Genomic DNA, 26,774 nt, shown 5'->3' on the forward strand with positions numbered 1-26,774 from the left:
GTCATAGGTGGGCGGCAGCGGCAGTGTCGGCCAGTTCCAGCTCGCGGCTGATTTCAGTTCTGATCGCGCGCCGCAAGGCCCGTGTCAGGTGGTCCCCCAGGCGCTGTTCGAGTTCGCTTCGAACATCTTCGAATCGGACCTGATCCCCGCTTTGTCGGGCGAGCAGGCGATAGATCCACAATCCATCATCGGAGTGAATCAGACCGCTGAGTTCGCCGGGCTCGATGCTCCGGATCGCACGCATCATCATCCAGTCGCGCGCGGCCAGTGTGCTGACATTGAACCAGCCAAGATCGCCACCGGACCGGCCGCTGGGGTCAACGGACCAGCGGCGGGCTGCCTCCTCGAAAGACAGCTCGCCCTCTTCGATGCGCGCCAGCAGCCGCCTTGCTTCGTCGAGCCGTTCCGCGCTTGACGGGCCCAGGGCGATGCCGCCGACCCGAAAGCGGACCATGCCTTCGCCCCGACTCTGCATGCGCGCAAAGGCCTCCCGCAGGATGCCTTCGTCCGTTGCACCACGACGGCTTTCGATCTGCCGGTTCATCTCTCGGCCTGCCCGGGCATGCATGAGCTGCCAGCGGATCTCCCGTGCGATATCGGCGGAGTCGTTCAGCCCGATCTCGAGGGCCCTTTGTGCCCGAAGTTCGCGCAATTGGCGTGCGGCCTGTGGCGTGCCGGGCGTCAGATCGTGTTCGGCGAGCAGTTCCCGATCAAGGGCGGCGCGCGCCTCGGCGATCGCCGCATGGTGAAGCTGCATCCTGATCCGTCGTTCCAGTTCGGCAGGGTTCGGTGCTGCCGCCTCGACGATGCGTTCGCAATAGAAGATCGACAGTCCGCCGCCGACTTCGACGATCGAACTGATGTCTCCGGCCTCCAGGGGTTCAACCGCCTCGGCGACTGCAGCAGGCAGGCGAGTGAGAGGCAGAAGGCCCAGGCGACCCTCGCGGAAGCGCGTCTGCGACTGCGAGTATTCGGTCGCGAGGGCGGCAAAGTCCTCGCCGGCCAGGGCCCGTCGACGCAAGGCTTCGATCTGCGCTCGTGTCGCTGTCTGCTCATCGCTGTCCTGCGGCAAAGCGAGGAATAGATTGCGCAACTGGTAGCGGCGGCTTGGCGGGTCATCTTCCATCGCTGCAGCCAGGGCACTCTCCAGGCGGCTCTCGTCGACCTCGGCGGTGGCATCGATCCGAGCCAGCAAGGCCTCGCCGAGCACGCGCTGGCGCACCTGTTGTTCAAGCCTGGGGTCCGGGTCGTTTTCCTGCCCTAGTTGGGCCAGTACCTGGGTGATGGCGAATTCGCTCAGATGCTGGGGCTCCGGCTCCAGGCCTCGCCAGCTCAGCCACGAAGCGTAGTCGTCGCCATGAATCTCGATGCGATCGTTCCACGTCGCGAGCAGGTCACTGGATTGGGCCGGCCTTGTGCCGTAAGCATCGGGGGCGGAACCGGGTGTGCAGGCGGCAAGACAGATCAGCAGGAGTATTCCGCTCAGGCGGGTGCATATTGATGTCATTCGGAAACTCCGCTGCTGGTGTTGAAGTGGGACGGGGGCATAGGTTAACCCGTGCCTCGATCTGGCTCGGGGTTTTTCCAGTCTGGGGGTGTCCAGGCCTCAGGGGCTCTCGTTCGCGCCCGGATCCTGCCGCAATATGGCCCGCGAAGAGCCACCCGGCAAAGGCATTGCCAGCGGCGCGATCCTCGTGCAACCCGGTTCGGAATCTGCTAGCTTGATCGACCCTTGAATCACGATACGCACCTGCCCATGCTCGCCCCCCGATCTGCCCGTTTTTCCAACGTCCTCTGCGGCGGTTTGGCGCTGTTCAGCCTTATCGTTTTTGCCACCGCTTGCAGTCCACGGTCGGGCGGCGATGACACGCCTTCCGGGACAGAATGGGCGCCCGGCGAGATCGCTCGTTTCGGGGACTTCCGGCTTGATCGCGAGACGCTGGATCGCTTTATCGTGGAGCGCCTGGCCGAGGAGCGACCGGTTCCCGGAACCGACCTCGAGACCTGGTATCGGGAGCGGATCAGCGAGTACATGATCGAAGTGCAGTTGCTGCAGCAGGCCCGGGAGGCTGGGCGGGATCGCAGTCCGGAATTCATTGCCAGCCGGGCGTCGGCTCGCTCCCAGATCGAGACCGAGCTCTGCCTGCGTCACCAGACCAGCCAGCTGCCGCCGATCGAGCGAGCAGATCTGGAGGCCGAGTATGAGCGCAATCTCGATCTGTTCAACAAGCCCGAGCGCCGCCTGACATTGCACCTGTACCGACGTGCTGGTGATGAAGAAGCTCGAGCGACTGCCCGCGCTGAACTTGATCGCTTGCGAGATCGGATCCTTCAGGGCGATGATTTCGGGCGACTGGCCCGCGCGCATTCGGATTCCGAGTCGCGCCACCGCGGCGGAGAGCTGGGGTGGCTGTTTCAAGGTGAGCTGCCCGATGCCATCGACAGGGTGGTATTCGGCCTGGAGGAAGGGGTTCCCAGTCGGCCGCTCGTGACCGAGGATGGTGTCCATCTTCTGATGGTGCAAACGATCACTCCGGCGCGCGCAGTCAGCCTGATCGAGGCGCTACCGATATTGCACGAGCAAATCCTCCAGGAGCGCGTCGAGGAAGTCATCCGGCCGATCGTGGAGCGCGATTCGAGCGATTTCGGGATGCCTGATCAGGCCGAGCTGCTTGCATTGCTGCGGTCCGGCGATGCGGAAGCCCTGCTGTTGCAGGATGGTGACTACCAGCTTGACGTGGGGGATTTCCGCCGCCGCCTGGCACTCCTGTCGGAGCAGCAATCGACGGAGGCTCGCGCCCAGCCAGCGCATCCATGGAGCGTGCTTCAGGCCCTGCGGACACGCGAGAAACTGCGTCGGGTCTGCGAGCAGGAAGCCTGGCTTGCCGAAGGAGCATTGGCGGCTGCCGTTGAGCGATGGGAACGCGAGCAGCTGGTCAGCGCGCAACGGCGTCAGGTGCTGCGCGATCAGGCGGCGGCTGACGAAGCCAGGCTGCGTCTCTATCACAGCCAGAATCCGGATCAGTTCAGTACGCCGGTGCGGTGGAACCTGCGTCGACTGCGGATTGCTCTCGACGCCGAGGCCAGCGCAACCATGGCGGCGCTGGAAGCCGCTTCACAAGACGATCAGGCCAGTGTTGACAGCCTGCAGATGGCACTCGGTGGCCAGGTGGAGAGTCTTCCCCCGCAACGTGTGCTTGAACTGCGCCAGATCGCATCCGTGCTACCGGCGCTGATCGCGCCGCTGGAGCCTGGCCAGCTTTCCGCTCCGCTGCGAACGCTCGAGCACCTGGAAATCTACCAGCTGGTCTCGCGGGAAGAGCCCGTGCCGGCCAGCTTCGAGGCTGCCCGCGAGCGGGTCATCACGAACTTCGTTCGCCAGCACGCGGCAGCGCTCTACCAGCAGTACCTTGATCAGACCTTCGCAGAGCAGGCCCTGCGGATCGATGCCGAAGCCCTTGCGCAGCTGGTCGAGGCCGAACTGCCTCAGCCCGATATCAGTGCGGAACGACTGTCGCAGCTGCTGGAGGCCCTATGAAAAAGCGGAGTTTCCTGGCGGTTCTGGTGTCCGGGCTATTGTTGTCAGGCTGCGGGAGTGACCAGCCGCCTCGCTGGAACGTGGTGCTGGTGACCTTCGACACCACTCGAGCAGATTATCTGGAGCCCTATGGCCACCCGCGGACCCGAACACCGACCCTGCAGGGCCTGGCGGAGCAGGGCGCGCTGTTCGAACAGGCGTTTTCCGTGGCGCCGATTACGGCACCTTCCCACGCGAGCATTCTGACCGGCCGTTATCCGATCGCCCACGGCGTGCGCGACAACGGTTTGTTCGTGCTGGGCGATGGTGAATCCACGCTGGCCGAGATACTTGGCTCCAACGGCTATGCCACGGCCGGCGCGATCGGCGCGTTCCCGGTGATCTCCCGCTTCGGATTCGACCAGGGATTCGACCTGTTCGACGATGAACTGACCGGTCATCTCGAGGACTACACGGGCGATCGGGTCATCCCCAAGACCCGAATGTTCTTCGACGAGCGTCGCGCGGGGCAGGTCAATGAAGCCGTCTTGCCGTGGTTGGGTGAACAGAGCCGGACCGAGCAACCCTTCTTCCTCTGGCTGCATTATTTCGACCCGCACCAGCCATTCGAACCACCCGCACCCTTCGACCAGCAGTACGCCGATGATCTGTATGCAGGAGAAATCGCCTACACGGATCAGGCCCTGGGCCGTTTGCTGGCCCACCTGGATGAGCTGGGAGAGCTCGAAAGAACCCTCGTCATCATGACCGCCGACCATGGCGAGGGCCTGGGCGAACATGGTGAATTGACGCATGCGGTCCTGGCCTACAACAGCACCCTGCGCGTGCCGCTGATCATGCGCCTGCCCGATGGCCTGGCGGCAGGCAAGCGGGTCACCGAACGGGTCGGAACGGTCGATATTGTGCCGACGGTGCTGGATCTGCTGGACATCGAAATGCCGGCGGAGGTACAGGGGCGATCCCTTGCACCGCTACTTCGCGGTGAGCCCGGGGAGTGGCGGCAGTACTATGCCGAGAACCTGTCGCCTCATCTGTCCCATGGCTGGGGCAAGCTTCGCGTCCTGTTCGATGGTGATTACAAGTACATCCATGGCCCCCGGCCGGAGCTGTACGACCTGAGCAATGACCCGAACGAACTGGATGATCTCCTGGCTGCGCTGCCGGACGAGTCCGCTCGCATGCACGAGGAACTGGGCTTCTTCCTCGAGGATTATGCCGGCGCCGTTAGCGTCAGCACTCCGCTGGACGACGACACCCTGCGCCGGCTGCAGTCTCTGGGTTATCTGCAAGGTGGCTCCACCTCGGAGGTGACCGTGACCGAGGCGCTGGAGGAGGGGGGTGTTCCACCTCATCGCCATGTATCGCTGATCAACGACATGAGCGCCGCCAAGCATCTGCTGTGGTCGCGCCGCTACTCCGACGCCGAGATCTACACGCGCAAGCTCATCGAAGCGTCTCCAGACAGTCCCAACCATGTGGAGATGCATCTGGCAGCGCTGCTGGGCTCGGGGCGCAGCGATGAAGCCTGGCAATTCCTGCTTCAGCCTCGTGAGATCGACTACCGGCCCGCCGATGAGATCGTGACCGCGCTGGCGCTGGCACGCTTTGCCCAGGGCTTGCGCATCGAGGCGCGAGACATGCTTGAGGAGCATGCTCGAGGACATTGTGTCGCCCAAGCCTGGTGGACCCTGGCCGGTTTCGAGGGTGCGATGGGCAATGTCGACGCGGCCATTGCCGCGCTCGATGCTGCGCTGGAATGTGATCCGCTGCACCTGCGCGCCCGCATCGACCGGGCCATCGCTTTCGACCAGCTGGGAGACCCCGGGTCGGCCGAGAGCCAGTTTCTGCGTGCGCTGCATGACGCGCCTTTCGAGCCCCGAGTGACTTACAACTATGCGACCTTCCTGCACGCGCAGGGCCGGGTCGAGGAGGCGAGAGAGCTCTTCGAACGAACCATCGTTCTGGCCCCCGACTACCATAGGGCCCTGCTGGCCCTGGTGATCCTGTCCGTTGACGAGGGTCAGCGACCTGAGGCGGAAAGCTGGTTGGCGAAATTGCTTGCGCAGGCGCCCCATGGACCCGAGGCCAGCGCGGCCCGCGCAGCGCTTGGGGCGCTGTCGGAGAGCGACGGCTGAGCGGGTGCCGGATGGTAGGAGGCCGGTTCGAGTCGCTGCGTCCCCTTCTTCAAGCAAGATGGTATTCCCGTTAGAGCGGGAACTGCTGGATGCATTCCCGGCGCGGCGGGCTTTCCTCCACTGGTCGTAGTCAGCGCCGCGAGCGCATGACAGCCTGGCGTATCGGCCCGCATCGCCCCCACCGGGTCGCCCGACTCGTGCCGGAAGTTCTGTCGAAATGGAAGGCGGCGGCAAAGCTGCGGTCGCTACGAAAAAGCCGGCACAGGGTTGGCTGTGCCGGCTTTCACTTGTTTCGGTGTTTCTACTGGGATCAGGAACCGATGGCCGAGTTCCTGTCTCCTTCGCTCGCTGCGGTCACCAGAGGCTCCCGCAGACGTAGGCGATGCGGTTACTCCGGGTTTGGCAGAAGCTCGACGGGAAGAATGGTTCCGCTTGCGCGAACCAGACTGTTGAACTGGCCGCCGAAATCGAAGGTGCTGGTGATGTTCGGACCCATGCCGCCGGTGTAGCCGACCACGCCATGCCGACCCTGGCCCATCGTGGTGCCGGGGCCGAATGCTGGCACGTAGACGCTGGCGAAGTCTCCGAACAGTACGTAGAAGCTACCGCCGGTGGGGTTGTTGAGGCCCACGAAATCCAGCGTGTCAGTGGCGCCGCTGGCCAGCGTGAAGGAGCTGAACAGCGCCATTGCGCCGCCGCCACCCGTTTGCGGTCCCAGCAGGACGAAACCTGCTGAACTGGTGGTGTTGGCCGGGCCGGGGACCACAACCGCCTGGATGGCCGTTAACGTCGCGCTGTCAATGGCTCGGCCGGCGACCGTGTCGAAGCGGTTTCCAATGATCGCGCCGCCGCCAAAGGTAATGGTCGTGGGGCCCGAATCGTATTGGATCAATCCTGACTGTGCAACGCCGCGACCGGCTGCGGCGGTGCGTTCGGCGGGTGCTGCACCTTCGGGCGTTGCTGCCCGATAGCTTCCGGGGACAAGCTGTTGGGCGTTCCGGTTGGCGCGCACTTCGGACATCACGGCAAACCAGAGGCCGCGCCGTTGGGCAGGATCCATCGCCTGCAACTCGGCCCGACGCTCCGCCGGCGCCAGGGCGGCGAGACGCTCGACTTCCGCATCAGTGAAAGACGTGCCCCCGCCAGTGTCGTTCTGAGCGAACGCCACCGACATCAACATCCCGCAGACCACTCCCAGCTTCCAGCGCATCGCTAATTCCTTAAGTAACCGATTTTGAGTTTGAGCCAGCCCACGCAACATCACCACGAGTACTGTAGCAACGGCGACTCCCTCGGCAAAGATAGCACAGCACCGGGTGCTTTCAACATATTCATGCACATAATGTTGGCTTGGGGCGGTCGTGAGGTCGGGAATATCTGTCCGTGCGGCGCTTCACGTGGTAATCTTCGCCACTGTGCAGGAAAAGTCGGCTGATTCGGCGCTCGTCGGTCCAGCCTTTGTCGTTCGACGAAACCAGGGAGTGGAGACTGTCGATGAGCTGCTTTAAACGCGTTTTCGTATCTATCTTGTTCGCATGCGCTTCGGCAGCCACGGCGGCTCCCGGGGACTTGGATCCCGACTTCGGGACCGGTGGCGTTGCAGTGGTCGGGGCCGGCAACGGGACTTTTGCCTCCCTGACCATTGATGGCGCTGGCGACGTCGTGGCAGCCGGCTTCACCGGAGGCTTCCACAACGGCAATTTCTTTGTGGCGCGATTCAGCGATACGGGCGTCCTGGGCGATACGGCCAGCACGAGTTTCGTTGCCAATCCAGGCAACGGGCACAATGCTCAGGCGGTTGTTGTCGATAACTCGGGCCGCTTCGTGGTGGTTGGATCGGTCAACGGTCGCGCCGGGGACGCAGAAATGGGTGTGGCCCGCTATGACAGCGGCGCCCTGGCCCTGGACCCTGCCTTCGACACCGATGGCCTCCTCGAACTCGATCTTGCTGCCGATGACCGGGCGAATGACGTCGCGGTCGATGGTTCCAATCGCATCGTGCTGGCAGGGACGAGTGCAAACACGGCAACGGTCGTGAGGCTGACCGATGCGGGCGCATTGGATCCGGCTTTCGACGCGGATGGCGTTCTGACGGTGCCCGGCGTGGTAGCGAATGCGGTCGCGGTCGACGGCAGTGGCCGCATCCTCGTCGCCAGCAACAGCTCGGCTGACGGTAATTCGAATATTCTCGTGTCCCGCTACGATTCGGCCGGTGTGCCGGACGCCGGCTTTGGCGCCGCGGGAACGGCAACGATCGATCTGGGCGGCAAGGAGCATGCGTTCGATCTGACCGTTGACGGCAGCGGTCGGATCATCGTGGTGGGTTCCGGTGGGGAGGGCAGCACGGCTGACTTTCTCGTCGCACGCTTGACCGACGCGGGCGCGCTGGACAATTCCTTCGCCGGTACCGGCGTCGCTTCGATTGACATCACTGGCGGCGCGGATGTTGCCTATGGCGTAGACCTGGCCAGCGATGGCAGCATTCTCGTCGGCGGCTCTGCCGGCGGCAACACCGGTGTGGCCAAGCTTCTGGACAATGGCACGCTGGATGCGGGTTTCGGCACCGGCGGTATCGTTGATCTGGACTCGATCAGCGGTTCCCTCGATGCAGGGTTTGATCTGGTCGTCGATGCACTGGACCGGGTTCTGGTTGCGGGCCATGTCCACAATGGCTTTCTGGGTCATGACATGATGGTGGTACGTCTGCAGGGCGGCGGCAATTCGGTTGATCTGTCGATCACCAAGGACGATGGCGTCGCCGACGTGACCGCGGGGACCAGCACCATCTACACCATTGTTGCCGCGAACGCCGGGCCTTCAGACGCCATTGCTGCGACGGTGACGGATACCTTCCCGGTTGCTTGCGACAGCGTTTCCTGGAGTTGCGTTGCCGCTGGCGGTGCGACCTGTACGGCTGGCCCGGTGGCGGGCGATATCAATGATGTGATCAATCTTCCGGCCGGCGGCAGCGCCACCTACACGGCGACCTGCGCGGTCAGCGCGGCCGCAAGCGGCTCGCTCGTGAACACGGCCAGCATTACGGCGCCGGGAGATGTAGTTGACATCGACCCGCTCAACGACTCCGCCACTGACACGAATTCCATCAGTGTCGACGCAGACCTGGCCATCAGCAAGACCAACGGGACGGCAGCCTCGGTGCCCGGTAGCGACACGGTCTATACGATCGTGGCCAGCAACTCGGCCGGCCCGTCCGATATCGTTGGGGCTACGGTTACTGACAACTTCCCGGCGGCCTGCACCAGCGTCAGCTGGAGCTGTGTGGCCGCTGGCGGTGCGACATGCACGGCCGGACCGGGCGTAGGAAATATCGCTGACGTGATCGACCTGCCGGTCGGTAGCTCGGCCACCTACACCGCGACCTGTAGCATTGACGCGGCGGCTGTGGGCACGCTCGACAACACGGCGACGGTTTCGGCTCCCATGGGTGCAACGGATCCTGTTGCCGTCAACAACTCCGCCACCGACAGCGATACGCTGGGCGCTTCCGCTGACCTCTCGATGAGCAAGCAAGCGGTTAGCGTGCCGGATCCCCTTCAGGTCGGTTCGACGATTCAGTACGAGCTCATCGTCAGCAATGCCGGACCGTCGACGGCCACGGATGTCGTTGTGACTGACGCGATCCCGGCTAACTTGACCTACGCCAGCGACAATTGCGGTGCCAGCGTGGTCGGTACGGATCTGGTCTGGAATGTCGGTAGTCTGGCATCTGGTAACAGCGCCAGCTGTCTGGTCGACTTTGTGGTCGCAGACGCCGGTCCGATCGTGAACACGGCGACGGTCAGCTCCTCGTCGTCCGACCCGAACGGAGCCAACGACACCGGTTCCAGCCAGCTGGCTGGTGTGGCGCTGGGGCCGATGCTCCCGGTGCCGACGCTCGGTTGGCAGGCTCTGGCGCTGCTGATGATGCTGATGGCGGCTCTCGGCACCTTGTTCGTCCGACGTCACGCCTGACGGATTGTCGCTACGGGGCGTGCGCGGGGCCATGCGGTTCCGCGCACGCCTTTTTCGTTTGGACGGGCTTCTGCCCCCCCGGTAAGGTCTGATTGAGGCTTGAATCGGTTTCTGCCACTGGACCCTGAGTCTGAACCTTCGCAGGATGATGTCCCCAAGCAGAGCCATCCACCAGAATGGCGGTTTTTCCTTCCCAGCAGACGGTGCGAGAAATGCGGGCTAGCGATGGTTTGAAGGCCGCTTCCGATTTCCAACGGGTGAGCCTGCGGACCAGCGTTCTGTTCTTACTGTGCTGGCTGGTGCTGCTCCTCAGCGCCTGCTCCTCTGATCCACTCCCGTTGGAGGTCGTCGAAGCGCCGCAGGATCTGGGCGAAATGGACCGGTCAGTTCGCTCGCAGTTCGAGCAGCTGTGGCTCGATGGGGGACAGTCGTCGCCATCCCCGGCCTTGCGTGGCAACTGGGGTGCTTTGGCCCAGTGGTTTCATGCCTACCGCTATCCCGACAGTGCAGCGCGTAGCTACGCCAATGCCATACTGGTCGAGCCGGCCGAGCCTCGTTGGCCCTATCTGCTGGCAGTGCTGTTGGCCGAGCAGGGCGAATCGGCTCGGGCCCGGGAACTGTTTCAAGCCGCGCTGGAGCTTGCTCCTAGGGTGCAGTCGATCCACGTGCGCCTCGGCGACCTTGCCCGACAGGGGGGCGATCTGGACGCTGCCGAGGCTTACTATCGACAGGCGCTCTCCCTGAGTTCAACGGACGCTGGCGCTCGATTTGGCCTGGGGCAGCTGGCACTGCTGCGGGGCGATGCGGAGATGGCTCTGCATTGGCTGGAGCCTCTCAGCCGGGAACAGCCAGACGCTGCGGTACTGAATTATGCGATGGCCACGGCCTTGCGTTTGAGCGGTGATCTGGCGGGTGCACAGGACCTGCTTGAGCGTGTGCCGGACGAGAACCTGCATCAGATCGGTCTGCGTCAGGACGACCCCTGGTGGACTGAACTGCTGCGCATCGAGCAGGGATCGAGAGAGGTGTCGCGTCGCGCCGTGCAGGCCGTTCGGCGCGGGGAGCATCAGCGAGCCGCCGTCTTGTTCGGTATCGCGGTTCAGCGCGATCCCGAAGGCGCAGAGGAACGCCTGAACTGGGCGCTGGCGCTGTCCCGCCTGGGCCACCACCAGCAGGCATTGGAGCAGATTCAGGAAGCCGTTGCACGCGCGGAGCCCGGATCCGATCTGCACGCTCGGGTTCGAACCGAGGCCGCTCGTCTGCAGACCCAGGCCGGGCGACCCCGACAGGCACTGGCGATACTCGAAAACCTGCTCGGCGAGCGTCCGGAGCAGACCCGCGCACGGGTGCAACTGGCAAGTCTGCTGCACAGTTTCGGCGATCTTCAGGGCGCGCTGCGGCAGTACGAGACGCTGCGCGAGCTCGGCGACTTCAGCGCAGATTTGGCCTTCTGGCAGGTCGCTGCCCATCTGGCGCTTGATCGGCGCGACCGGGCGGCCGAGCAATTGATCGAGGACCTGAGCAACTATCCCGAGGCGAGGCAGCTTCGCCTGTTGCAGTGGCGTCTGATGGCGACCGAAGTGTCGACCGATCAGGATTTGCTTCAATCGGTGCTGAGGCAGGCGGTGCAGGCCATGGGCGATCCGCCGGGGCTGCTCGAAGCTGAGACTCAGGCCATGCTGTACGCGGCACTCGATGAGTACGAGGCTGCCATCGCCTGGCAGGAGGCCGTTACGGACGCACTGTCCGCCGAGTCCGAAGCTGCTTCCCTGCAGATTGCGCGGCGTCGGCTGACACTTTACCGGGAAGGCAAGCGTCCCAGCAGGGCATGGGAGGCGAACGAACGCCTGATCGCCGTGCCTTTGCAGAACTCCCCGGCCGAGCTACCCTCCCTTCACTGAGCTTTTCCAATCATGAATAGACCACCAGGCTGCATCTTTCGCACTGGCGCACGAAAAGGCCCGGTATTTCGAAGCCGCGCTGGAGATGCCGAACAAAGCACCTTGCGCCAGCCGGTCCGGTCCATGAGCGTGTCTTGCCGCGCCCATGGCGTGGCTGTATCAGGGGGCGGGCTGTTGCTGGTTCTTTCCTTGCTCCTTGCTGCGTGCTCGCCGCCGCCCGAACCGACCGTCGATACGAGCCCCGTAGACGCCGCCGCGCAGGGCTCGGATGAGCCCCGCTGGCGCTTCGAGGATATCGCTCAGGAAAGCGGCCTTGACTTCGTTCACTGGAACGGCATGTCCGGCGAGCTGTACTTTCCGGAACCCGTTGGTGCCGGAGGCGGTCTGGTCGACTTCGATGGCGACGGCGACCTCGACGTGATTCTGGTTCAAGGCGGTCCGCTGCAAAGCCCGGAGAGCAGTGATCCAACCGTCTTTCCACCGCCGGAAAGGCCGGGATTCCGCGTCTTCAGAAATGATCTTACGGCTGCTGCCGATGGCAGGCTCGAGCCGAACTTCGTCGATGTCACCGAATCCAGCGGCTTGCGCTCGCTTGGCTACGGCATGGGCGTGGCCAGCGGTGATTACGACAACGATGGCCGCATCGATCTGTACCTGACGAACTTCGGCCATAACGAGCTTTGGCGAAACGTATCGCGCGACGGTGTCATCGCCTTCGAGGATGTGACCGCGAGCGCCGGTGTCGATGATGCGCGTTGGTCCACCAGTGCGAGCTTCGTTGACCTGGATGGTGACGGTTGGCTGGATCTCTACGTCGCCAACTACGTGGAATTCAGCCTGGCGCTGCATCGTGAGTGCCGTTCGGGTTCGGGCCGGGAGGACTACTGTGGTCCGAACTCCTATGACGGTGTGGCTGACAGTCTTTTTCGAAATCTTGGCAACGGTCGTTTCGAAGACATCAGCGCCGAGACGGGAATTGCCGATGCGCCATCAAGCGGTCTGGGTGTCGTGACCGCCGATCTCGATCGCGATGGCCTCATCGACATCTACGTGGCCAATGATCTGAAGCGCAATTTCCTGTGGCGCAACCTGGGGGTCATCGATGGACGCCTGCGTTTCGAGGAAATCGCATTGCTGAGTGGAACCGCCGTGTCCATGGAGGGCAGGGCTCAGGCGTCAATGGGTATCGTGGCTGGCGATGTGGACGGTGACGCCGACGATGATCTGTTCATGACTCACCTGAGCAGCGACTACAACACGCTCTATCTCAACGATGGAAGCGGCCATTTCATCGATGCCTCGATGAACACGGGAATGGCAGTTCCCAGCCTTCCACATACGGGGTTCGGCACCGTTCTGATCGACATCGATAACGATGGTGCTCTGGATGTTGCGATCGCGAACGGTGAAGTCCGCGTCATCGAATCACAGGTCGTCGCCGGCGACCCACTGCCACTCAAACAGACCAACCAGCTGTTGATGAATGACGGCCATGGCAGTTTCGAGGATGTCAGTACGCGGGCTGGAATCGAGTTTTCCCGCCTGGAAGTCAGTCGCGCCCTGGCCATCGGAGATATCGACAACGACGGACGCAGCGATCTGCTGCTGACCAACAACAGTGGCCCGGCCCGCCTGCTGCTCAATCGCAGTGACAGTCAGCATCATTGGATCGGTTTGCGTTTCATCAATGCCCAAGGGCGCGACGCGCTCGGTCTGCGTGTGGGTGTTCGTCGCGCGGATGGGCAATGGGCCTGGCGCCGGGTTGCTACCGATGGCAGCTATCTCGCTGCCAATGACCCGAGGTTGCTGTTCGGTCTGGGCGAGTCCGACGGTCCCGTGGAGGTGCAGGCGATCCTTCTCGATGGCAGCATTCGAAACTGGACCGACCTGACGCCGGATCGATACCACACCCTGTATCTCGAGATGACGCAGCCGCCTTCGCCAGCGCTCGGCTCGCAGCCACGATGACGCTTTCCTTTCGGATCGGCCTGTTCTGACTCGTCGGTTGTCAGATGGATACGAGGTCGCCTCAACCGCCCGATTTTCAACCGCCGAGTTGGTCAGCGAGGCTGGGCAGCTGGATGTTACAGGCCGGGCGCCCCGGCCTGGCGTGGCTGGCGGGGCTTGAAACGCGACAGCTGACCGAGGAAATCGCTGCGAACCCGCCCCGCGCGCCAATCTTCATTGCCGGTGTGGCCCGCTCGGGCAGCACGATCCTGCTTCAGGCCCTGGCCTCGCTGCCGGGCCTGGCGAGCCCTCGATACCGCGACTACCCGCCGGTCTGGCTTCCCTACTGGTGGGACCGGTTACGTCAGCAGCTCCCTTTGCCGTCGACCAGGCCGAAGCCCCGAGCGCACGCCGATGGCATCGATGTGACGCCGGACAGCCCGGAGGCGCTGGACGAGATCTTCTGGATGCACTTCTTTCCTCGGCGGCATGATCCTGGTCTGGACCAGCGCCTCGGGCCGGGCCAGGAACGGGCCGATTTCACCGCCTTCTACCGGGCCCATATCAGCAAGCTCCTGCACACACGCGGAGCCGAGCGCTACCTGTGCAAAGGCAACTACAACCTGCTCCGCCTGCCACTCTTGTTGCGCATGTTTCCGGACGCGCGTCTGGTCGTCCCCATCCGTTCTCCCTACACGCAGGTGCCGTCCTTGCTCCGGCAACATCGGCGCTTCAGCATGCTGAGCCAGCACTGGCCCAGCGTGGCCAGGCAACTCGCTCGTAGCGGCCATTTCGAGTTCGGGCCGCAGCGGCGCGCAGAATGTGCCGGCGACCTGGCCGAGGCTCAGCGGATTGAAGCCGAGTTTTCCGCCGGTGATGATCTGGCGGCCTATGCCCGCCAGTGGGCTTCGAGCTATGGCGCGTTGGCCGATTGCCTGTCTCGCCACGACGACCTGGCTGAGGCGGTCTTGCTGGTGCATCACGAGCAGCTCTGTTCAGAGCCCGAGACAACGCTGAACCGCTTGTCGGCACACTGCCGCCTCGATCATCGACAGCACCAGCAGCTGCTGGAAACCTGGCCGGCCCGCCTGCGCTCGCCGTCCGAAGGTCCACCGCTCTCATCGGCGGAGCGCGACATTATTACCGCTCACTGCGCCGGGATTGCCGACCACTTCGCTTGCTCCTCGACGCCCTAGGCGGAAGGGCTTTCGACTCGCCGGGGAGCGATTGCAGTAGCGGCCTTCAGGCGCGGGCCAATCGAAGCCGAGTGCTTTGGCTCTGCTCGCTTCAGCAGGTGTCGCAGATCGCTGACGTCCAGGGTCAGGGCATCGAAGGCGGTGCTGGATCAGTCGGACTGAAAACGGTCACTGAACAGCTGGTCCTGGTCGGCGCTCCACTCGTAGGCGCCGCAATCGACGGTCGTGCCGACGACCCGTGCTTCGAAGTCGGCATCGATCAGCCCGATGCCGCCGACGGGTGCATTGATGCAGCTGTCGATTGCCGAGGAGCCCGTGGAAAGCCGGTAATTGCCGTTGGCGAAATCGATCACTCCGGGATCGATGGCGACGATATTGCCGGCGCTCAGGTTGTTGCCGTTGCCGTCGTCACCGAACACGAATTGCGCTACACCGTTGCCGAAAGCCACCGCGTTGTATTGAGTTTGGGTGTTGTTGCTGCCGTCTTCGTGGCGGATGCCGTCGACGTCGTTGTTGACCGCCGTGGTATTGATCGCATATACCTGAGCCGTTGATACGGCGTCGATACCGAGCCCCGACACATTGTTTCCATCCACCACGGCGATGCTGCGAAGCGTGACGTTGCCATCCGCTGCGTCGACCTCGAGCTGTGACGCGCCCGTCGCGCTGCCATCGCGGCGATTGCCGCGGAACTCCGCACCCTCGATGGTCACGAAGGGACCGGACGCGCTGGGGTTGTTGATCACGCGCATCCCGGCGCCTTCGCTGACAGCGTCTGACACGACCTGATTGTTTCGTACCGACAAGCGCGTCAACGTCGCCGATGGATCACCGCCGCCGCCCACGTCCACGGCGAGACCGCCTCCTCTTGCGACGACGGAACCGAAAGCGGAATTGTTGATGAAGGTCAGGCCGTTACCAGTAAAGCTTCCGTCGTCGGCCGTCACCAGCAGACCGCCGCCGGATACGGTCCCCCCGGACACCAGGTTCTGGGCGAACAGGCATTGACCCACTTCAGCGGTCGAATTGCCCAGCTGCTGGATTCTCACACCACCGCCTCCACCGGTGCCCGTTGACGCGTTGGCCGCGTTGCGGAGCACGCGACATTGAGCCAGCTCGAAGCTGGCATTGCCATCGACGACGATGTCGGCGCCGGCACCGCCGACATTGGCAGAACCGTCGGCAAGGGTCAGGTTGCGTACCAGCACCTGGCCGGCGTTGATGGTCAGGGAAAGGACCCGCTGGCTCTGAGACCCCGTCAGCTCGGTCGCGCTGGGGTCATCGACGCCGCTACTGAAGCTGGAATTCCAGCCTCCGATGATCTCCAGAAAGAAGTTCTCGTTCAGGGTGGCCGTCGCAGAGGTCTGGAGTAGTCCGGCCTGAATCCGGATTTCATCATCCTCGCCGTTGTTCTGCGCCACATTCAGCGCTGCCTGAAGGCTCGGATACGTGCCGTTCGGACCCACCGTCAGGACCTCCGCCGAGACCGATGCGCCGGCGCCCATCGCCAGCAAAAGAGTGCAGATTCTGAAGTTCATTTCCTGAAGACCCACTGACAAGCCGCGCCGCTAATGTACTGGCATCGAACTCGAGCGTCCACCGCCTGTGCCTCGCGGATAAAAAAGATCACGCGTAATGAGGCACCGAAACGAGGGTCAGGCCGAGACGAGGGCAGCCACATTGGCGGCCGAGCTTTGGGGGCTATACTGCCATTTCCATTCCCTTCGGCCGCCTTGACCATGATCCGCAGCTGCGCTCTCCTGATTCTGATCCTTCTCCTTCCTGCTTGCTCGTCTCAGCTCCCTCTCGCCGAGTCGAATCGCGCGCTGGTCGATCAGGCCTACAAGGACTTCGCCAACGGCGACGTCGAATCCTTCCTGTCAATTCTCGATCCTGAAGTTTCATGGACCGACGCCGAAGGTTATCCCTATGCTGGTACCTACGTCGGGCCCGACGCGTTGCTGGAGGGTCTGATTGCGCGCATCGGTTCGGAATGGGACGATTACGTGGTGCGTTCGGACGTCCTGGTTGCGGACGGCGATCGTGTCGTTGCCATCGGGGTCTACAGCGGCACCTACAAGGCCACGGGGAAGACCGTCGAAGCGCCGTTTGCCCACGTATGGCAACTGCGCGATGGCAAGGTCATCACCTTCCGTCAGTTCACCGATGGACCGCCTTGGCAGCGAGCGCTCGAGCCATGATGGTTCACTGAATCCGGCTCGGGACTGACGCGAGACGAGTGCCGCAAGGCGAGCGTCGACCCTGGCCGATTTCAGCGCTATGCTTCGAGCATGCCTGAAGCCTCGTGGAATGTCTGAATGAAAGTCGCCATCGTCGGCGCGGGCATCGTTGGCGCGACTACCGCTCTCGTGCTCGCCGAGCGCGGCCTCGAGGTCACGCTCATCGATGCCGAGGCCGAGGCGGGGCTCGGGACCAGCTACGCCAACGGCAGCAGCATCACGCCGATCCACGCCGAACCCTGGAACCCACCCGGCACGATCCGGAAGCTTCCGGGCGCGCTGTTCAATCCCCGCTCGCCGGTCCGGATCTCGCTGCGGGCGCTGCCCGGCTTGTTCCATTGGGGGCGCCGCTTCATTCGCGAATCCGACTCCGCGCGCTATCAGGCCAATGCCCGCCATAGCATCCGCCTGGCGCTCTACGCCAAGCGCTGTCTGGTCGAGCTGCGCAAGCGTTATGACTTCAGCTATGACCAATGGGCAGACGGCTCCATGGAGCTGTATCGCAGCCGCGACGCGCTGGACGGGATCATCGAGTTCCGTCGCCAGCTCGATCTGCCGGGCATCGAGTTTCAAACACTGGATCGAGATGAGATCGTCGCCCGAGAACCGACGCTCGAACCCGTAGCCGTAGATTTCCATGGCGGGCTCTGGATGCAGGCGCACGAATCGGGCGACGCGCGCCGCTTCAGTGCCGAAGCGGCTCGCGTGGTACAGGGCCTCGGTGCCGATGTGCGCTTCGGAACACCCGTCGACGCCATCGAGCTGAGCGCGGGCTCCATCCCGACCCTGCGCATCGGGACGGACCGACTGCAGGTCGATCGCATCGTCCTCTGCACCGGTACCGCCACGAATCGACTGCTGGAGCCCCTTGGCCTGAAGGTGCCGATCTATCCGATCCGTGGCTACTCACTCACCGTGCCGCTCCCGCCGAAGGCGAGCGCGCCACAGGTTCCGCTGCTGGACGCCGAACGCCGCTTCGTCGTTGCACGGCTCGGGCCGGAGCGCCTGCGTATCGCCGGCTTTGCTGATTTCTGCGGCCCGCGGCGCGGTCTCCCCAAGGCCAGGCTGAACCTGCTGCGGGATTCGGCGGAAGCGCTGCTCCCCGGCCTGGCGAAAGACCTCCGGTGCGAGGCCGTCGAGCCCTGGTGCGGCCTCCGACCGATGACCCCCGATGGCCCGCCCCTGATCGGCCCGACGCCCATCGATGGGCTCTGGCTGAACACCGGGCATGGGGCGATGGGCTGGACCCAGGCGGCCGGCTCGGCGGCACTGCTGGCCGACCTACTCACCGGTCAGACCCCGGCCATCGAACCGGACGGGCTCGATGCTCGACGTGCCTTTCGGTGATCGGGGCGGGTTCAGACGATCAGTAAGGGAACTGGGCCCGAAATGGCGGGTGCGCCCTGCCTTTCAGTCTTCGCCACCGGGCACCGCTCGAGCGCTCGAGCGAGCCAATTCGATGTTTGCCCGGGTCTTCCTTTGGCGCTAGAGTGTGGCGTTGACAAAGGGGAGACCCACTTCGCATGCTGAAGGCAATGTTCGCCCGCGTTGGACGCGGCCTCCACGGGCGCTTGAATGGGTGGTCCCCTTCCCACGGGCGCAGGGTTTTCATTCCTGGCTTCGCGCTCCTGTGTGTCTGTGTCACAGCGCCTGCGCAGGTCTGGGCCCGTTTGGATCCTGCGCCTCTCCCCTCGATTCAGGACATCCCAGCCCACGATGCGCTTCGGACGGGCGAATCGCAGTCGAAAGCGGCGTCAGGCGCTGCGCAGATCATCGACGAGGCCTCGTCGGCGAATCGATCGGCAATCGAGCGTATGAACGCCACGGCTCGCCGCGCCGCGGCCGCTTCGACGATGCCGGCCTGGTACGCTGCTGCCGGCGGTGCGGCAACGATCACGGTCAACACGCTCGCTGGTGATGACGACGGGGTCTGCGGGACCAACCCGGTCGACCCGGTTCAGGACTGCTCGGTGCTGGAGGCCGTGACCCTCGCCAACAGCGGTGCAGGTGCCGACGTGATCGCCTTCAGCGTCTCGGGAACGATCCCGCTCAGCGCCGCGCTCGTGCTGCTGGAAACGGTCCATCTCGACGGTACGACCGCGCCCGGTGGCGCTGGATCGGTCTTTCTCGATGGGCAGGACCTGGTCCAGAACGTCGTGACCGTCTCCGGCGGGGTCGGCTCGGTCATCGAAGGGCTGACGATCGGGCAGTCGGCGAGGTCGGGGATTCTGATCGCTTCGCCAGCCGCGAATGTCTCCGTCCTGGGCAACTTCATCGGGACGAATGCGGCCGGGGACGACCTCGGCAACGACACGACGACCTTGGGCAGCGCGGGCGTGCGGATCGAGGGCGCCAGCGGCACCGTGATCGGGAGTATGTCCGCGAACGAGGCCAACGTCATCGGCTTTGGCCGCAGTGGGATCACCAATACGGCGGACACTTCGGACACGCTGATCGTCGGCAACTTCATCGGGACCAATGCGGCAGGGGCCGATCTTGGTAACACGCTTTCCGGTCTTTTTATGACGGGCTCGACTGCCATCGTGGGCGGGTCTGCGCCTGGCGCGGCCAATGTCATCGGCTTCAACGGAAGTTCAGGCATCGCATTTTCGGGGCCGAGTGCCACGGGGAACGTCGTGGTCGGCAACTTCGTTGGCACGAATGCATCGGGGGCCAACCTCGGCAATGGGACCAATGGCATTGCGCTCGTCGATGCGTCGAACAATACGGTCGGTGGCACGGCGCCGGGCGAGGGCAATACCGTTGGATTCAGCTTCGGTGATGGGATCATCATTGCGCAATTCGGCGCCGCGGCGACGGGCAACCTCGTGCAGGGCAATTTCGTGGGGACCGATGCCACGGGGACGAACCTGGGCAATGGCGCGAGTGGCGTCGTCATCCAGGACGCCTCGGGCAATACGATCGGTGGGAGCCTCCCCGGCGCGGGCAATGTCATCGGAGCCAATGCCGGCAGCGGGGTGTTCATCGGGGGCTTCAGCCAGGTCACCACGGGCAACGTGATCTCGGGGAACTACATCGGTACGAACGCGGCCGGCGCGGCCCTGGGCAATGGCAGCGACGGAATCTTCATCCAGAACGCCTCGGACACGATCGTCGGCGGGAGCGGATCCGAGGCAGGAAACACGATTGGGTTCAACGCGAGCCATGGGATCCGGATCGGGGCCTTCGATGGTCAGACAGCGTCGGGCAATCTCGTCCAGGGCAATCTTGTGGGAACCAGCGAAGGCGCTGCCAATCTCGGCAACTTGGCCGCTGGCGTGTTCATCCAGAATGCCTCAGGGAACACCGTGGGCGGCACCGCGCCTGGTGAGGGGAACACGATCGGCTTCAACGCAAGCCACGGCATCTGGATCGCGTCCCAGGACGGCCAAGCGACGGCGGGCAATCTGGTTCAGGGAAACTTCGTCGGGACGAATGAAACTGGCGCCGATCTTGGCAACGGCGCCATCGGTATTCTCAACCGGGACGCATCGGATAACCTGATCGGTGGGACCATGCCGGGCGCAGGCAATGTGGTCGGCTTCAACAGCTCGGGAATCGTCGTCAGCGGTCTGGCTGCCACTGGGATCACGGTGCAGGGCAACTTCGTCGGGACCGATGCGGCGGGAGCCGATCTTGGCAACGACGGCTCGGGCATTTCCATCGAGAACGCCTCGAGCAGTTTGATTGGCGGGACCGTGGCCAGCGCAGGCAACGTGGTCGGCTTCAATCAGGATGGAATCGCCTTCATCGGCCAGACGGCCACCGGGAATACCGCCCAGGGCAACTTCGTCGGGACCAATGCAACCGGCGGCAATCTCGGAAATGCGGCCAGCGGCATTGTCATCGTGAATGCCTCGACCAATACGGTCGGTGGCACCGCGCCCGGCGCAGGCAACGTCGTGGGCTTCGGTTCCATCGGCGTCGCCATCGCCCGAACGGCTTCGTCGACGACGAACAACACGGTTCAGGGTAATTACATCGGCACCAACTCAGCGGGGGCCGAGCTTGGTAATGCCAGCTACGGCATTCTCGTTCAGGATGCGTCGGACAACTTTGTCGGTGGGGCAGCGCCCGGCGCGGGCAATATCCTGGGCTTCAGTGCTTACGGTATCGTGGTGGTCTCATTCGGTCCGCCGGCGACGGGCAACGCGATTGCAGGCAACTTCGTGGGAACGAATTCGAGCGGGGCGAACCTGGGCCATATGAACGATGGCATCTACCTTCAGGACGCCACCGACAACCTTGTCGGCGGGACCGCACCCGGCGCAGGCAATACGATTGCCTTCAGTGGCGGCAACGGTGTTTTGGCCGAGACTGCCGGTACCACGGGCAATGCCCTGATCGGAAATTTCATCGGAACCAACGCCACTGGCGACGATCTGGGCAACGCAGGTGATGGCATTCGCCTCCGTGGCGGTTCCTCGGGCAACATCGTGGGCGGGGCCGCAGCGGGTGAAGGCAACACGATCGGCTTCAATGTATTCGGCGTCACCCTCGAGGATGCAGGAACCACGGGCAACATACTCCTGGGTAACTTCATCGGCACCAACGCCGCCAATGATCAGAACCTGGGCAATGGCTTCCACGGGATTCTTGTTCGCGGCGGCGCTTCAGACAACGTCATCGGCGCAGCAGGGGCGGGCAACACCATCGCTTTCAGTACCGCTGATGGCGTGTTCATTCAGGGTAAGGGGACGACGGGCAACGCGCTGCTAGGAAACTTCATCGGCACTGGCACCCAGGGCCAGAATCTGGGCAACGGGCGCTTCGGTGTCGTGGTCACGACCGGTGCTGCCGACAACGCCATCGGTGCGCCGGGGGCTGGCAATACCATTGGCTTCAGCGGCGTCGACGGCGTGCTCTTCCAGCTTCCGGGCACGACGGGCAATGTGCTCGAGGGCAATTTCATCGGGACCGATGCCGCGGGCCAGAATCTCGGTAACACCCGCCATGGCGTCCTGGCGACGGCTGGCGCTTCGGGCAATACCCTTGGCGGGGTGGAGGCCGGCACGAGCAATACGATCCGCTTCCATACCGGCGTGGGTGTGCTCGTGTCCGACTCGACCACCCAGAGCAATGCCATCCTTGGCAATGCGATCTTCGACAACGACGCGCTGGGGATCGATCTGTCCGGCGTGATCGACGTCGGTGACGGTGTGACGGCCAACGATGGCTGCGGCGATTCGGATGCGGGGCCCAACGGCGTCCAGAACTTTCCGACCCTCCTTTCGGCGCGAGCGGGTGGCAGCGTCACGAGCATTGACTTCGACCTCGACACGAGCGCTGGAGACTACCGTGTCGAGTTCTTCTCGGTACTCGCTGGCGATCCCTCCGGTCATGGAGAGGGACGCAGCTTCCTGGGGGCCGAGCAGGTCACCGTGTCCGCGAGCTGCGACGAGGCTTTCCAGGTCGAAGTCCCGCTGGCGGTGCCGGACGGCGCCTTGATCACCGCCACGGCCACGCGCCTGGATGCAGTCGAGGCGAGTGGCTTCGGAGGCACGAGCGAGTTCTCGGCGGTGCTGGCCGTCGAGCTCGTTGACGGACTCTTCGAGGATCGTTTCGAGTCGAACGCAGTGGCGTCAATGAAAGAATGAGTGAAGGGGACAGGATGAAACACGTGATCATGGCCGCAGTTGTTCTGGCATCCGCGACCGCGGCAGTGCAGGCGCAGGACAGTGTCTACACCCCGCTCGACAAGGAGCGCTGTCAGATCCTTCTGGAGGAAACGGAAGCGCCCGGCGCCTATACCGAATCCCGATGCACCGGTCATGGCGGCTGGTCCCTCTTTCTTCGCTCGGGCGAACACGGTGAGTCATCGGCCTACAGCCAGGGAAGCGCGATACCGAAGGATTTCGAGTACGGTGGTTATGTCGGCAACTTCGGCAACTACCACGACGTCGTGGAATGGCGGCTCGACTCGGATGGCGTTCCCTTCGCCACGATCCACCGGTACCACAGCGCGGTCGTGGTGGAGAACGGCGACATGGCACCGACCTCGGTCCTGATCGTCACCGGGCTTCGACCCGGCGGCGAACGCGAGTCCTGTCACATCGGATACATCCTGGCATCGGAAGTCGCTGATGCGAATGTACAGGCTCGTCGGATGGCCGATGAAATCGCACCGTTGATCGATTGCGAGGACCATCAGCCGTTCCGCATCGACACCTCGGTGCCCGACGTCCACCAGCTGATGTCACTGCACCCTCGACTTGGCAAGTCGAGCGGTCAGGACGAAGACCGCTCCTAGCCGCGGCCTCGTACGCTGATACCGTGGCGGATCACGCTCATCCTGAACTCCCGAGGCCTGGCTCGAGTGCCTGCCAGTAACCGATGTCGATCCAGCGGCCGAACTTGAAGCCGACCTCACGGAGCACGCCGGCTGGCCGGAAACCGAGCCGTTCGTGCAACCCGATGCTGGCGGCGTTCGGCAGGGCAATCCCTGCCAGGGCCGCGTGGTAGCCCTGCGACCAGATGTTGTCCAGGAGCTGGCCGTACACGGCCTTTCCGAAGCCGCGGCCCTGATGTTCGGTGTCGAGGTAGACCGAGGTTTCCACGGTCCGCGCGTAGGCGCCGCGCGGCTTCCAGGGCGCGACGCTCGCATAGCCGGCGATGCGCTTCGATGTCGATTCCACCACCAGCCAGCGAAGGCCCGGCGGGCTCCCGGCCATGCGTTCGGCGATGGTTGCGGCATCGACCGGGCTCAGTTCGAAGGTGGCCGTGGATTCGAGGACGTAGCGGTTGTAGAGGGTCGCGATCGCCGATGAGTCCTCGGGCTCGGCAGCGCGGATGATGGGTGATTCGGCAGCGGTCACCGCGCCATTCTAGCCGGGCAGGCATTCATGAGGGTGACTCGTCCGTTCGCGGGCGAACCGTTGCTGGTTTCATCGCCTCGGTTCTCGCCGCGACGTTGACAAGCTTCAGGCCCTGGGCCATGTTGCTGGTCTGGAAGGAGGAAGGCGTTGCATGGAATCCCTGATTGCGCTGTTCGTACTGGCCTGCCTGGTGACCTTCATCGGCGGCATTCTGGGCATTGTCGCCTTCGCGAAGACGGGTACGCTCAGCAGGGAGGTACAGGAGCTCAAGGCTCGCGTGGCGGATCTGAAGCGCCGGCTGTCGGCCGAACAGGCGGGCGAGGAAGCGCCTGGCAACGCGCGCCCGCCCAGCGAGGATTCGCCCGAAGTCCATCGGGATCTGCGACCCGCGGCGCCGCCAGAGGTCTCGGTGAGCGAGCCGGTGTCGGTCAGGAGCGAAGCGTCCGTGCAGGCACCCAAGGCCGATGTTCCTTCTGACGCCAGCGCGTCAGCGCCCAAGGCCAGCCCGCCACCGCATCGGCCGGCGGCCAATTCCACGCCAGCGCTCCAGCTGGATCCCTCGCCGTTCTTCCGGGCTTTGCAGCGCAACTGGATGGCCTGGCTCGGTGGTTTCTGCATTGCCCTTGCCGGGATCTTCCTGGCCAAGTACTCGATCGAGCAGGGTCTGGTGGGCCCCGGCCTGCGCATCACGATGGGAATTCTTACGGGCCTGGCCCTGCATGGGGTCGCGGCGTGGCTGCGGCTGAGCAAGGGTGCCCATCCCGCTCTGGCGGCGATGGCCGGTGGCGGCAGCATCACCCTGTTCGCCACCCTGCTGGCCGCCTTGCATCTCTATCAGATGTTCAGTCCGACGCTGGTGTTCGTGCTGCTGGCCCTGGTCGCACTCGCGACGATGTGGCTGGCCCTGTCCCATGGCCCCTTGATGGCGGTCATCGGCATGCTCGGCGCCTACGCGGTGCCGGCGCTCGTTTCCACAGGCAGCGGCAATATGCTGGCCGCATTGATCTACGCCCAGATCATCACCGTGTCGGTGCTGCTTCTGGCTCGTGTGGTTCGCATGGGCTGGCTCTGGTCGGGCGCCGTCCTGGGTGCGCTCGGCTGGTGGTGGTTGTCGTTGACCAGCTCCCAGGTCGACGGCCTGCGCGGGCTCTATCTGGCGCTGCTGGCCTACCAGTTGATGGCGATCTGTTCCGGTAATTGGCGGCTCCTGCAGCGGCATTCGGATGGCGTCTGGAGCTTTGGTCATGGGGCGGATCAGGCCACGGGCGAGTCCGCGGCCAACCAGGCCATCCCGGTTTGGGAACGTGGATTACCCATGGCGCTTCTCGGCATCGTCCTGGCGCAACTGGTGTCCATCCTGAACAGCGGCTGGGTCGCCCATTGGCTGGCCTTCCTGGCCCTGCCAGCCCTGCTGTTGTTCGCCAGCCTGCGCCAGCCGCGTCTGCTGTCGCTGGTCTGGACGCTGCTGCTTGGCAGCCTGGCCTGTATCGTCATGCTCTACACCTCATTCCCGAGCCTGGACATCGGTTGGCGAAAGGCGCCTCTGATGCAGCCCGACATCCTGTTGTTCTCGCTGGCGAACCTGGGTCTGCTGGTCATGATCGCGGCACTCTGGGCGTATCGACTCGGTCAACAACGGGCCTGGTGGGCATCCTTGCTGGCGATGACGCCGGTGATGTCCTTTCTGTGCGCTTATCTGACGGTCAGTCAGTTCGCCAGCCAGGCCAACTGGGCCCTGCTGTTCGCCGGGCTTGCGGCGGTTCAGATGGCCATCGCGGTGATGACCACGCATCGGCAGCGCGAACGCTGGATCGGCATCTGGCATTTCATCGCCGGGCACTGCGGCTACGCCCTGGCGGTGGCCGTTGCCTTCGAGGCCGCCACGCTGACCCTGGCGCTGGCCGCGCAGGTGCTGTCGCTGGCCTGGCTGATCAAGCGTTTCGACGTGACCGCCATCGGCTGGCTGTTGAAGCTGGTCGTGCTGCTGGTGGTCCTGCGCCTGACCGCAAACCCCTGGTTGTTCGATTACCCCGCGATCTGGCACTGGCCGCTGTGGACCTATGGTGGCGCCACGCTGCTGTGCTGGCTGAGTAGTCGGCAGTTGGTCGACCACCCGAAGCTTCGCCAGTGGACCGAGGTCGCCAGCCTGCATCTGTTCGTGCTGACGGTCTGGGCGGAGACGCGTTACCTGCTTCATGACGGTCGGGTCTTCTTTACCGAGTACAGCTTCACCGAGGCGACGCTGTACATCGGCCTCGCCGGTGCATTGAGCCTGGTCTATCATCAGCGTGCCCGAATCAGCCATGGATTGAGCCGCTGGTACCAGGGCTACTCCGTCCTGCTGCTGGTGTTCGCATCTCTCAACTACCTGGGTATCCTGCTCAACCTGATGAACAGCGAGAGCTGGGCCCTGAGGGCCATCAGCGCGCAGCCCGTGTTCAACATGCTGACCCTGTCGCTGGGCTTTCCGGTGCTGCTGGGGCTGCTGTTTGCCCGTTACTACCGAGGCGCGAAGAAGCCGGCGGCCCTGCTCGTGGGTGTGGCCAGCTTCATCTTCGTCTCGTTTCAGGTCCGCCACCTATGGCAGGGCACGGTGTCGCTGCAGACCAGCACGTCGGCCGGCGAGCTCTACACCTATTCGGCGGTCTGGCTGCTGATGGCCGTGGCGGCGATGCTCTGGGGTGGCATGCGCCAATGGCAGAACATGTATCGCGGCGGCCTGGCCGTGCTCTCGATCGTGATCCTGAAGATCTTCTTCATCGATCTCTCCGACCTCGATGGCCTGCTACGCGTCGCTTCCTTCATGGGACTGGGCCTGGCCCTGGTGGGGATCTCCTTTCTGCATCAGAAACTCAAGCCGGGTGCCAGGGCCGGGGCAGGGTGAACTCCGGCTCTCGCCGGTGATCGGCGTGGGAAAGGAGACTGCAGGGACTGCTCCATCCAGGTCTGCCGGGACTGACTTCGTACATCGCGGCGTCCTGACGGCCTGGGCCATCGACGCCCGAACCATGCTGAACCATTCGGCCGACC

Annotated in this window: 15 protein-coding genes; 11 read left to right on the plus strand and 4 right to left on the minus strand. The window is 64.0% G+C overall.

Going from position 1 to position 26,774, the window contains the following annotated elements; all coding sequences use genetic code 11:
- Position 1: 1 nt before the first annotated feature.
- On the minus strand, positions 2-1,507 hold the full coding sequence (locus tag WM2015_RS05790; RefSeq protein ID WP_049725164.1) for a peptidylprolyl isomerase: 1,506 nt from the start codon (positions 1,505-1,507) through the stop codon (positions 2-4).
- A 249-nt stretch (positions 1,508-1,756) separates the two neighbouring features.
- Between WM2015_RS05790 and WM2015_RS05795 the strand changes: the two genes are divergently transcribed.
- Together WM2015_RS05795 and WM2015_RS05800 are read left to right on the plus strand one after the other, a co-directional pair.
- Positions 1,757-3,538 carry a peptidylprolyl isomerase gene (locus tag WM2015_RS05795; protein WP_049725165.1) on the plus strand — a complete coding sequence of 594 codons (1,782 nt, stop codon included), beginning with the start codon at positions 1,757-1,759 and terminating at the stop codon, positions 3,536-3,538.
- Positions 3,535-5,673, plus strand: coding sequence for a sulfatase-like hydrolase/transferase (locus WM2015_RS05800; protein WP_049725166.1), 2,139 nt, complete (start codon positions 3,535-3,537; stop codon positions 5,671-5,673). Before WM2015_RS05795 ends, WM2015_RS05800 begins: the two co-directional genes overlap by 4 nt.
- A gap of 388 nt (positions 5,674-6,061) precedes the next feature.
- On the opposite strand, the gene WM2015_RS05805 is transcribed toward WM2015_RS05800, so the two are convergent.
- Entirely contained in the window at positions 6,062-6,883 is an 822-nt protein-coding gene (locus tag WM2015_RS05805) for a hypothetical protein (RefSeq protein WP_049725167.1), read from the minus strand.
- A 359-nt stretch (positions 6,884-7,242) separates the two neighbouring features.
- Between WM2015_RS05805 and WM2015_RS05810 the strand changes: the two genes are divergently transcribed.
- From WM2015_RS05810 to WM2015_RS05825, 4 genes are all read left to right on the plus strand, one after another.
- Positions 7,243-9,645 (plus strand): DUF7507 domain-containing protein, encoded by a 2,403-nt coding sequence (locus WM2015_RS05810; RefSeq protein ID WP_049725168.1) that lies wholly within the window; start codon positions 7,243-7,245, stop codon positions 9,643-9,645.
- A 212-nt stretch (positions 9,646-9,857) separates the two neighbouring features.
- The gene (locus WM2015_RS05815) at positions 9,858-11,546 is read left to right on the plus strand and encodes a tetratricopeptide repeat protein (protein ID WP_169751108.1); all 1,689 of its coding nucleotides are present in this window, start codon (positions 9,858-9,860) and stop codon (positions 11,544-11,546) included.
- Between the two features lie 102 nt (positions 11,547-11,648).
- Positions 11,649-13,514 (plus strand): CRTAC1 family protein, encoded by a 1,866-nt coding sequence (locus tag WM2015_RS05820; protein ID WP_169751109.1) that lies wholly within the window; start codon positions 11,649-11,651, stop codon positions 13,512-13,514.
- Positions 13,515-13,627: 113 nt separating this feature from the next.
- Positions 13,628-14,689: a sulfotransferase gene (locus tag WM2015_RS05825; protein WP_049725171.1), complete on the plus strand. Its 1,062-nt coding sequence runs from the start codon at positions 13,628-13,630 to the stop codon at positions 14,687-14,689.
- 149 nt (positions 14,690-14,838) lie between these two features.
- Here WM2015_RS05825 and WM2015_RS16030 read toward each other — a convergent pair whose 3' ends face one another.
- Entirely contained in the window at positions 14,839-16,227 is a 1,389-nt protein-coding gene (locus WM2015_RS16030; RefSeq protein WP_169751110.1) for a hypothetical protein, read from the minus strand.
- A 201-nt stretch (positions 16,228-16,428) separates the two neighbouring features.
- On the opposite strand from WM2015_RS16030, the gene WM2015_RS05835 reads away from it, so the two are divergent.
- The 4 genes from WM2015_RS05835 to WM2015_RS05850 all read left to right on the plus strand — a co-directional run bounded on the left by WM2015_RS05835 (position 16,429) and on the right by WM2015_RS05850 (position 23,179).
- On the plus strand, positions 16,429-16,890 hold the full coding sequence (locus WM2015_RS05835; RefSeq protein ID WP_082169496.1) for a nuclear transport factor 2 family protein: 462 nt from the start codon (positions 16,429-16,431) through the stop codon (positions 16,888-16,890).
- 117 nt (positions 16,891-17,007) lie between these two features.
- A complete protein-coding gene (locus WM2015_RS05840; RefSeq protein ID WP_049725173.1) occupies positions 17,008-18,276 on the plus strand; it encodes a D-amino acid dehydrogenase in 1,269 nt (422 codons plus the stop codon).
- 467 nt (positions 18,277-18,743) lie between these two features.
- Entirely contained in the window at positions 18,744-22,526 is a 3,783-nt protein-coding gene (locus tag WM2015_RS05845) for a beta strand repeat-containing protein (protein WP_049725174.1), read from the plus strand.
- 29 nt (positions 22,527-22,555) lie between these two features.
- Positions 22,556-23,179, plus strand: coding sequence for a hypothetical protein (locus WM2015_RS05850; RefSeq protein WP_156200926.1), 624 nt, complete (start codon positions 22,556-22,558; stop codon positions 23,177-23,179).
- 37 nt (positions 23,180-23,216) lie between these two features.
- Here the strand turns inward: WM2015_RS05850 and WM2015_RS05855 are convergent, their stop codons facing one another.
- Positions 23,217-23,744: a GNAT family N-acetyltransferase gene (locus WM2015_RS05855; protein WP_211260968.1), complete on the minus strand. Its 528-nt coding sequence runs from the start codon at positions 23,742-23,744 to the stop codon at positions 23,217-23,219.
- A gap of 151 nt (positions 23,745-23,895) precedes the next feature.
- Between WM2015_RS05855 and WM2015_RS05860 the strand changes: the two genes are divergently transcribed.
- A complete protein-coding gene (locus tag WM2015_RS05860) occupies positions 23,896-26,628 on the plus strand; it encodes a DUF2339 domain-containing protein (RefSeq protein WP_049725176.1) in 2,733 nt (910 codons plus the stop codon).
- Positions 26,629-26,774 lie beyond the last annotated feature (146 nt).

This window comes from Wenzhouxiangella marina (assembly GCF_001187785.1).
Lineage (GTDB): Bacteria > Pseudomonadota > Gammaproteobacteria > Xanthomonadales > Wenzhouxiangellaceae > Wenzhouxiangella > Wenzhouxiangella marina.

Excerpts from the sequence above, each read along its gene's own strand:
- WM2015_RS05790 (WP_049725164.1), bottom strand. The coding sequence starts at position 1,507 with ATGACATCAATATGCACCCGCCTGAGCGGAATACTCCTGCTGATCTGT.
- WM2015_RS05795 (WP_049725165.1), top strand. The coding sequence starts at position 1,757 with ATGCTCGCCCCCCGATCTGCCCGTTTTTCCAACGTCCTCTGCGGCGGT.
- WM2015_RS05800 (WP_049725166.1), top strand. The coding sequence starts at position 3,535 with ATGAAAAAGCGGAGTTTCCTGGCGGTTCTGGTGTCCGGGCTATTGTTG.
- WM2015_RS05805 (WP_049725167.1), bottom strand. The coding sequence starts at position 6,883 with ATGCGCTGGAAGCTGGGAGTGGTCTGCGGGATGTTGATGTCGGTGGCG.
- WM2015_RS05815 (WP_169751108.1), top strand. The coding sequence starts at position 9,858 with ATGCGGGCTAGCGATGGTTTGAAGGCCGCTTCCGATTTCCAACGGGTG.
- WM2015_RS05825 (WP_049725171.1), top strand. The coding sequence starts at position 13,628 with ATGTTACAGGCCGGGCGCCCCGGCCTGGCGTGGCTGGCGGGGCTTGAA.
- WM2015_RS16030 (WP_169751110.1), bottom strand. The coding sequence starts at position 16,227 with ATGAACTTCAGAATCTGCACTCTTTTGCTGGCGATGGGCGCCGGCGCA.
- WM2015_RS05835 (WP_082169496.1), top strand. The coding sequence starts at position 16,429 with ATGATCCGCAGCTGCGCTCTCCTGATTCTGATCCTTCTCCTTCCTGCT.
- WM2015_RS05840 (WP_049725173.1), top strand. The coding sequence starts at position 17,008 with ATGAAAGTCGCCATCGTCGGCGCGGGCATCGTTGGCGCGACTACCGCT.
- WM2015_RS05845 (WP_049725174.1), top strand. The coding sequence starts at position 18,744 with ATGAACGCCACGGCTCGCCGCGCCGCGGCCGCTTCGACGATGCCGGCC.
- WM2015_RS05850 (WP_156200926.1), top strand. The coding sequence starts at position 22,556 with ATGGCCGCAGTTGTTCTGGCATCCGCGACCGCGGCAGTGCAGGCGCAG.
- WM2015_RS05860 (WP_049725176.1), top strand. The coding sequence starts at position 23,896 with ATGGAATCCCTGATTGCGCTGTTCGTACTGGCCTGCCTGGTGACCTTC.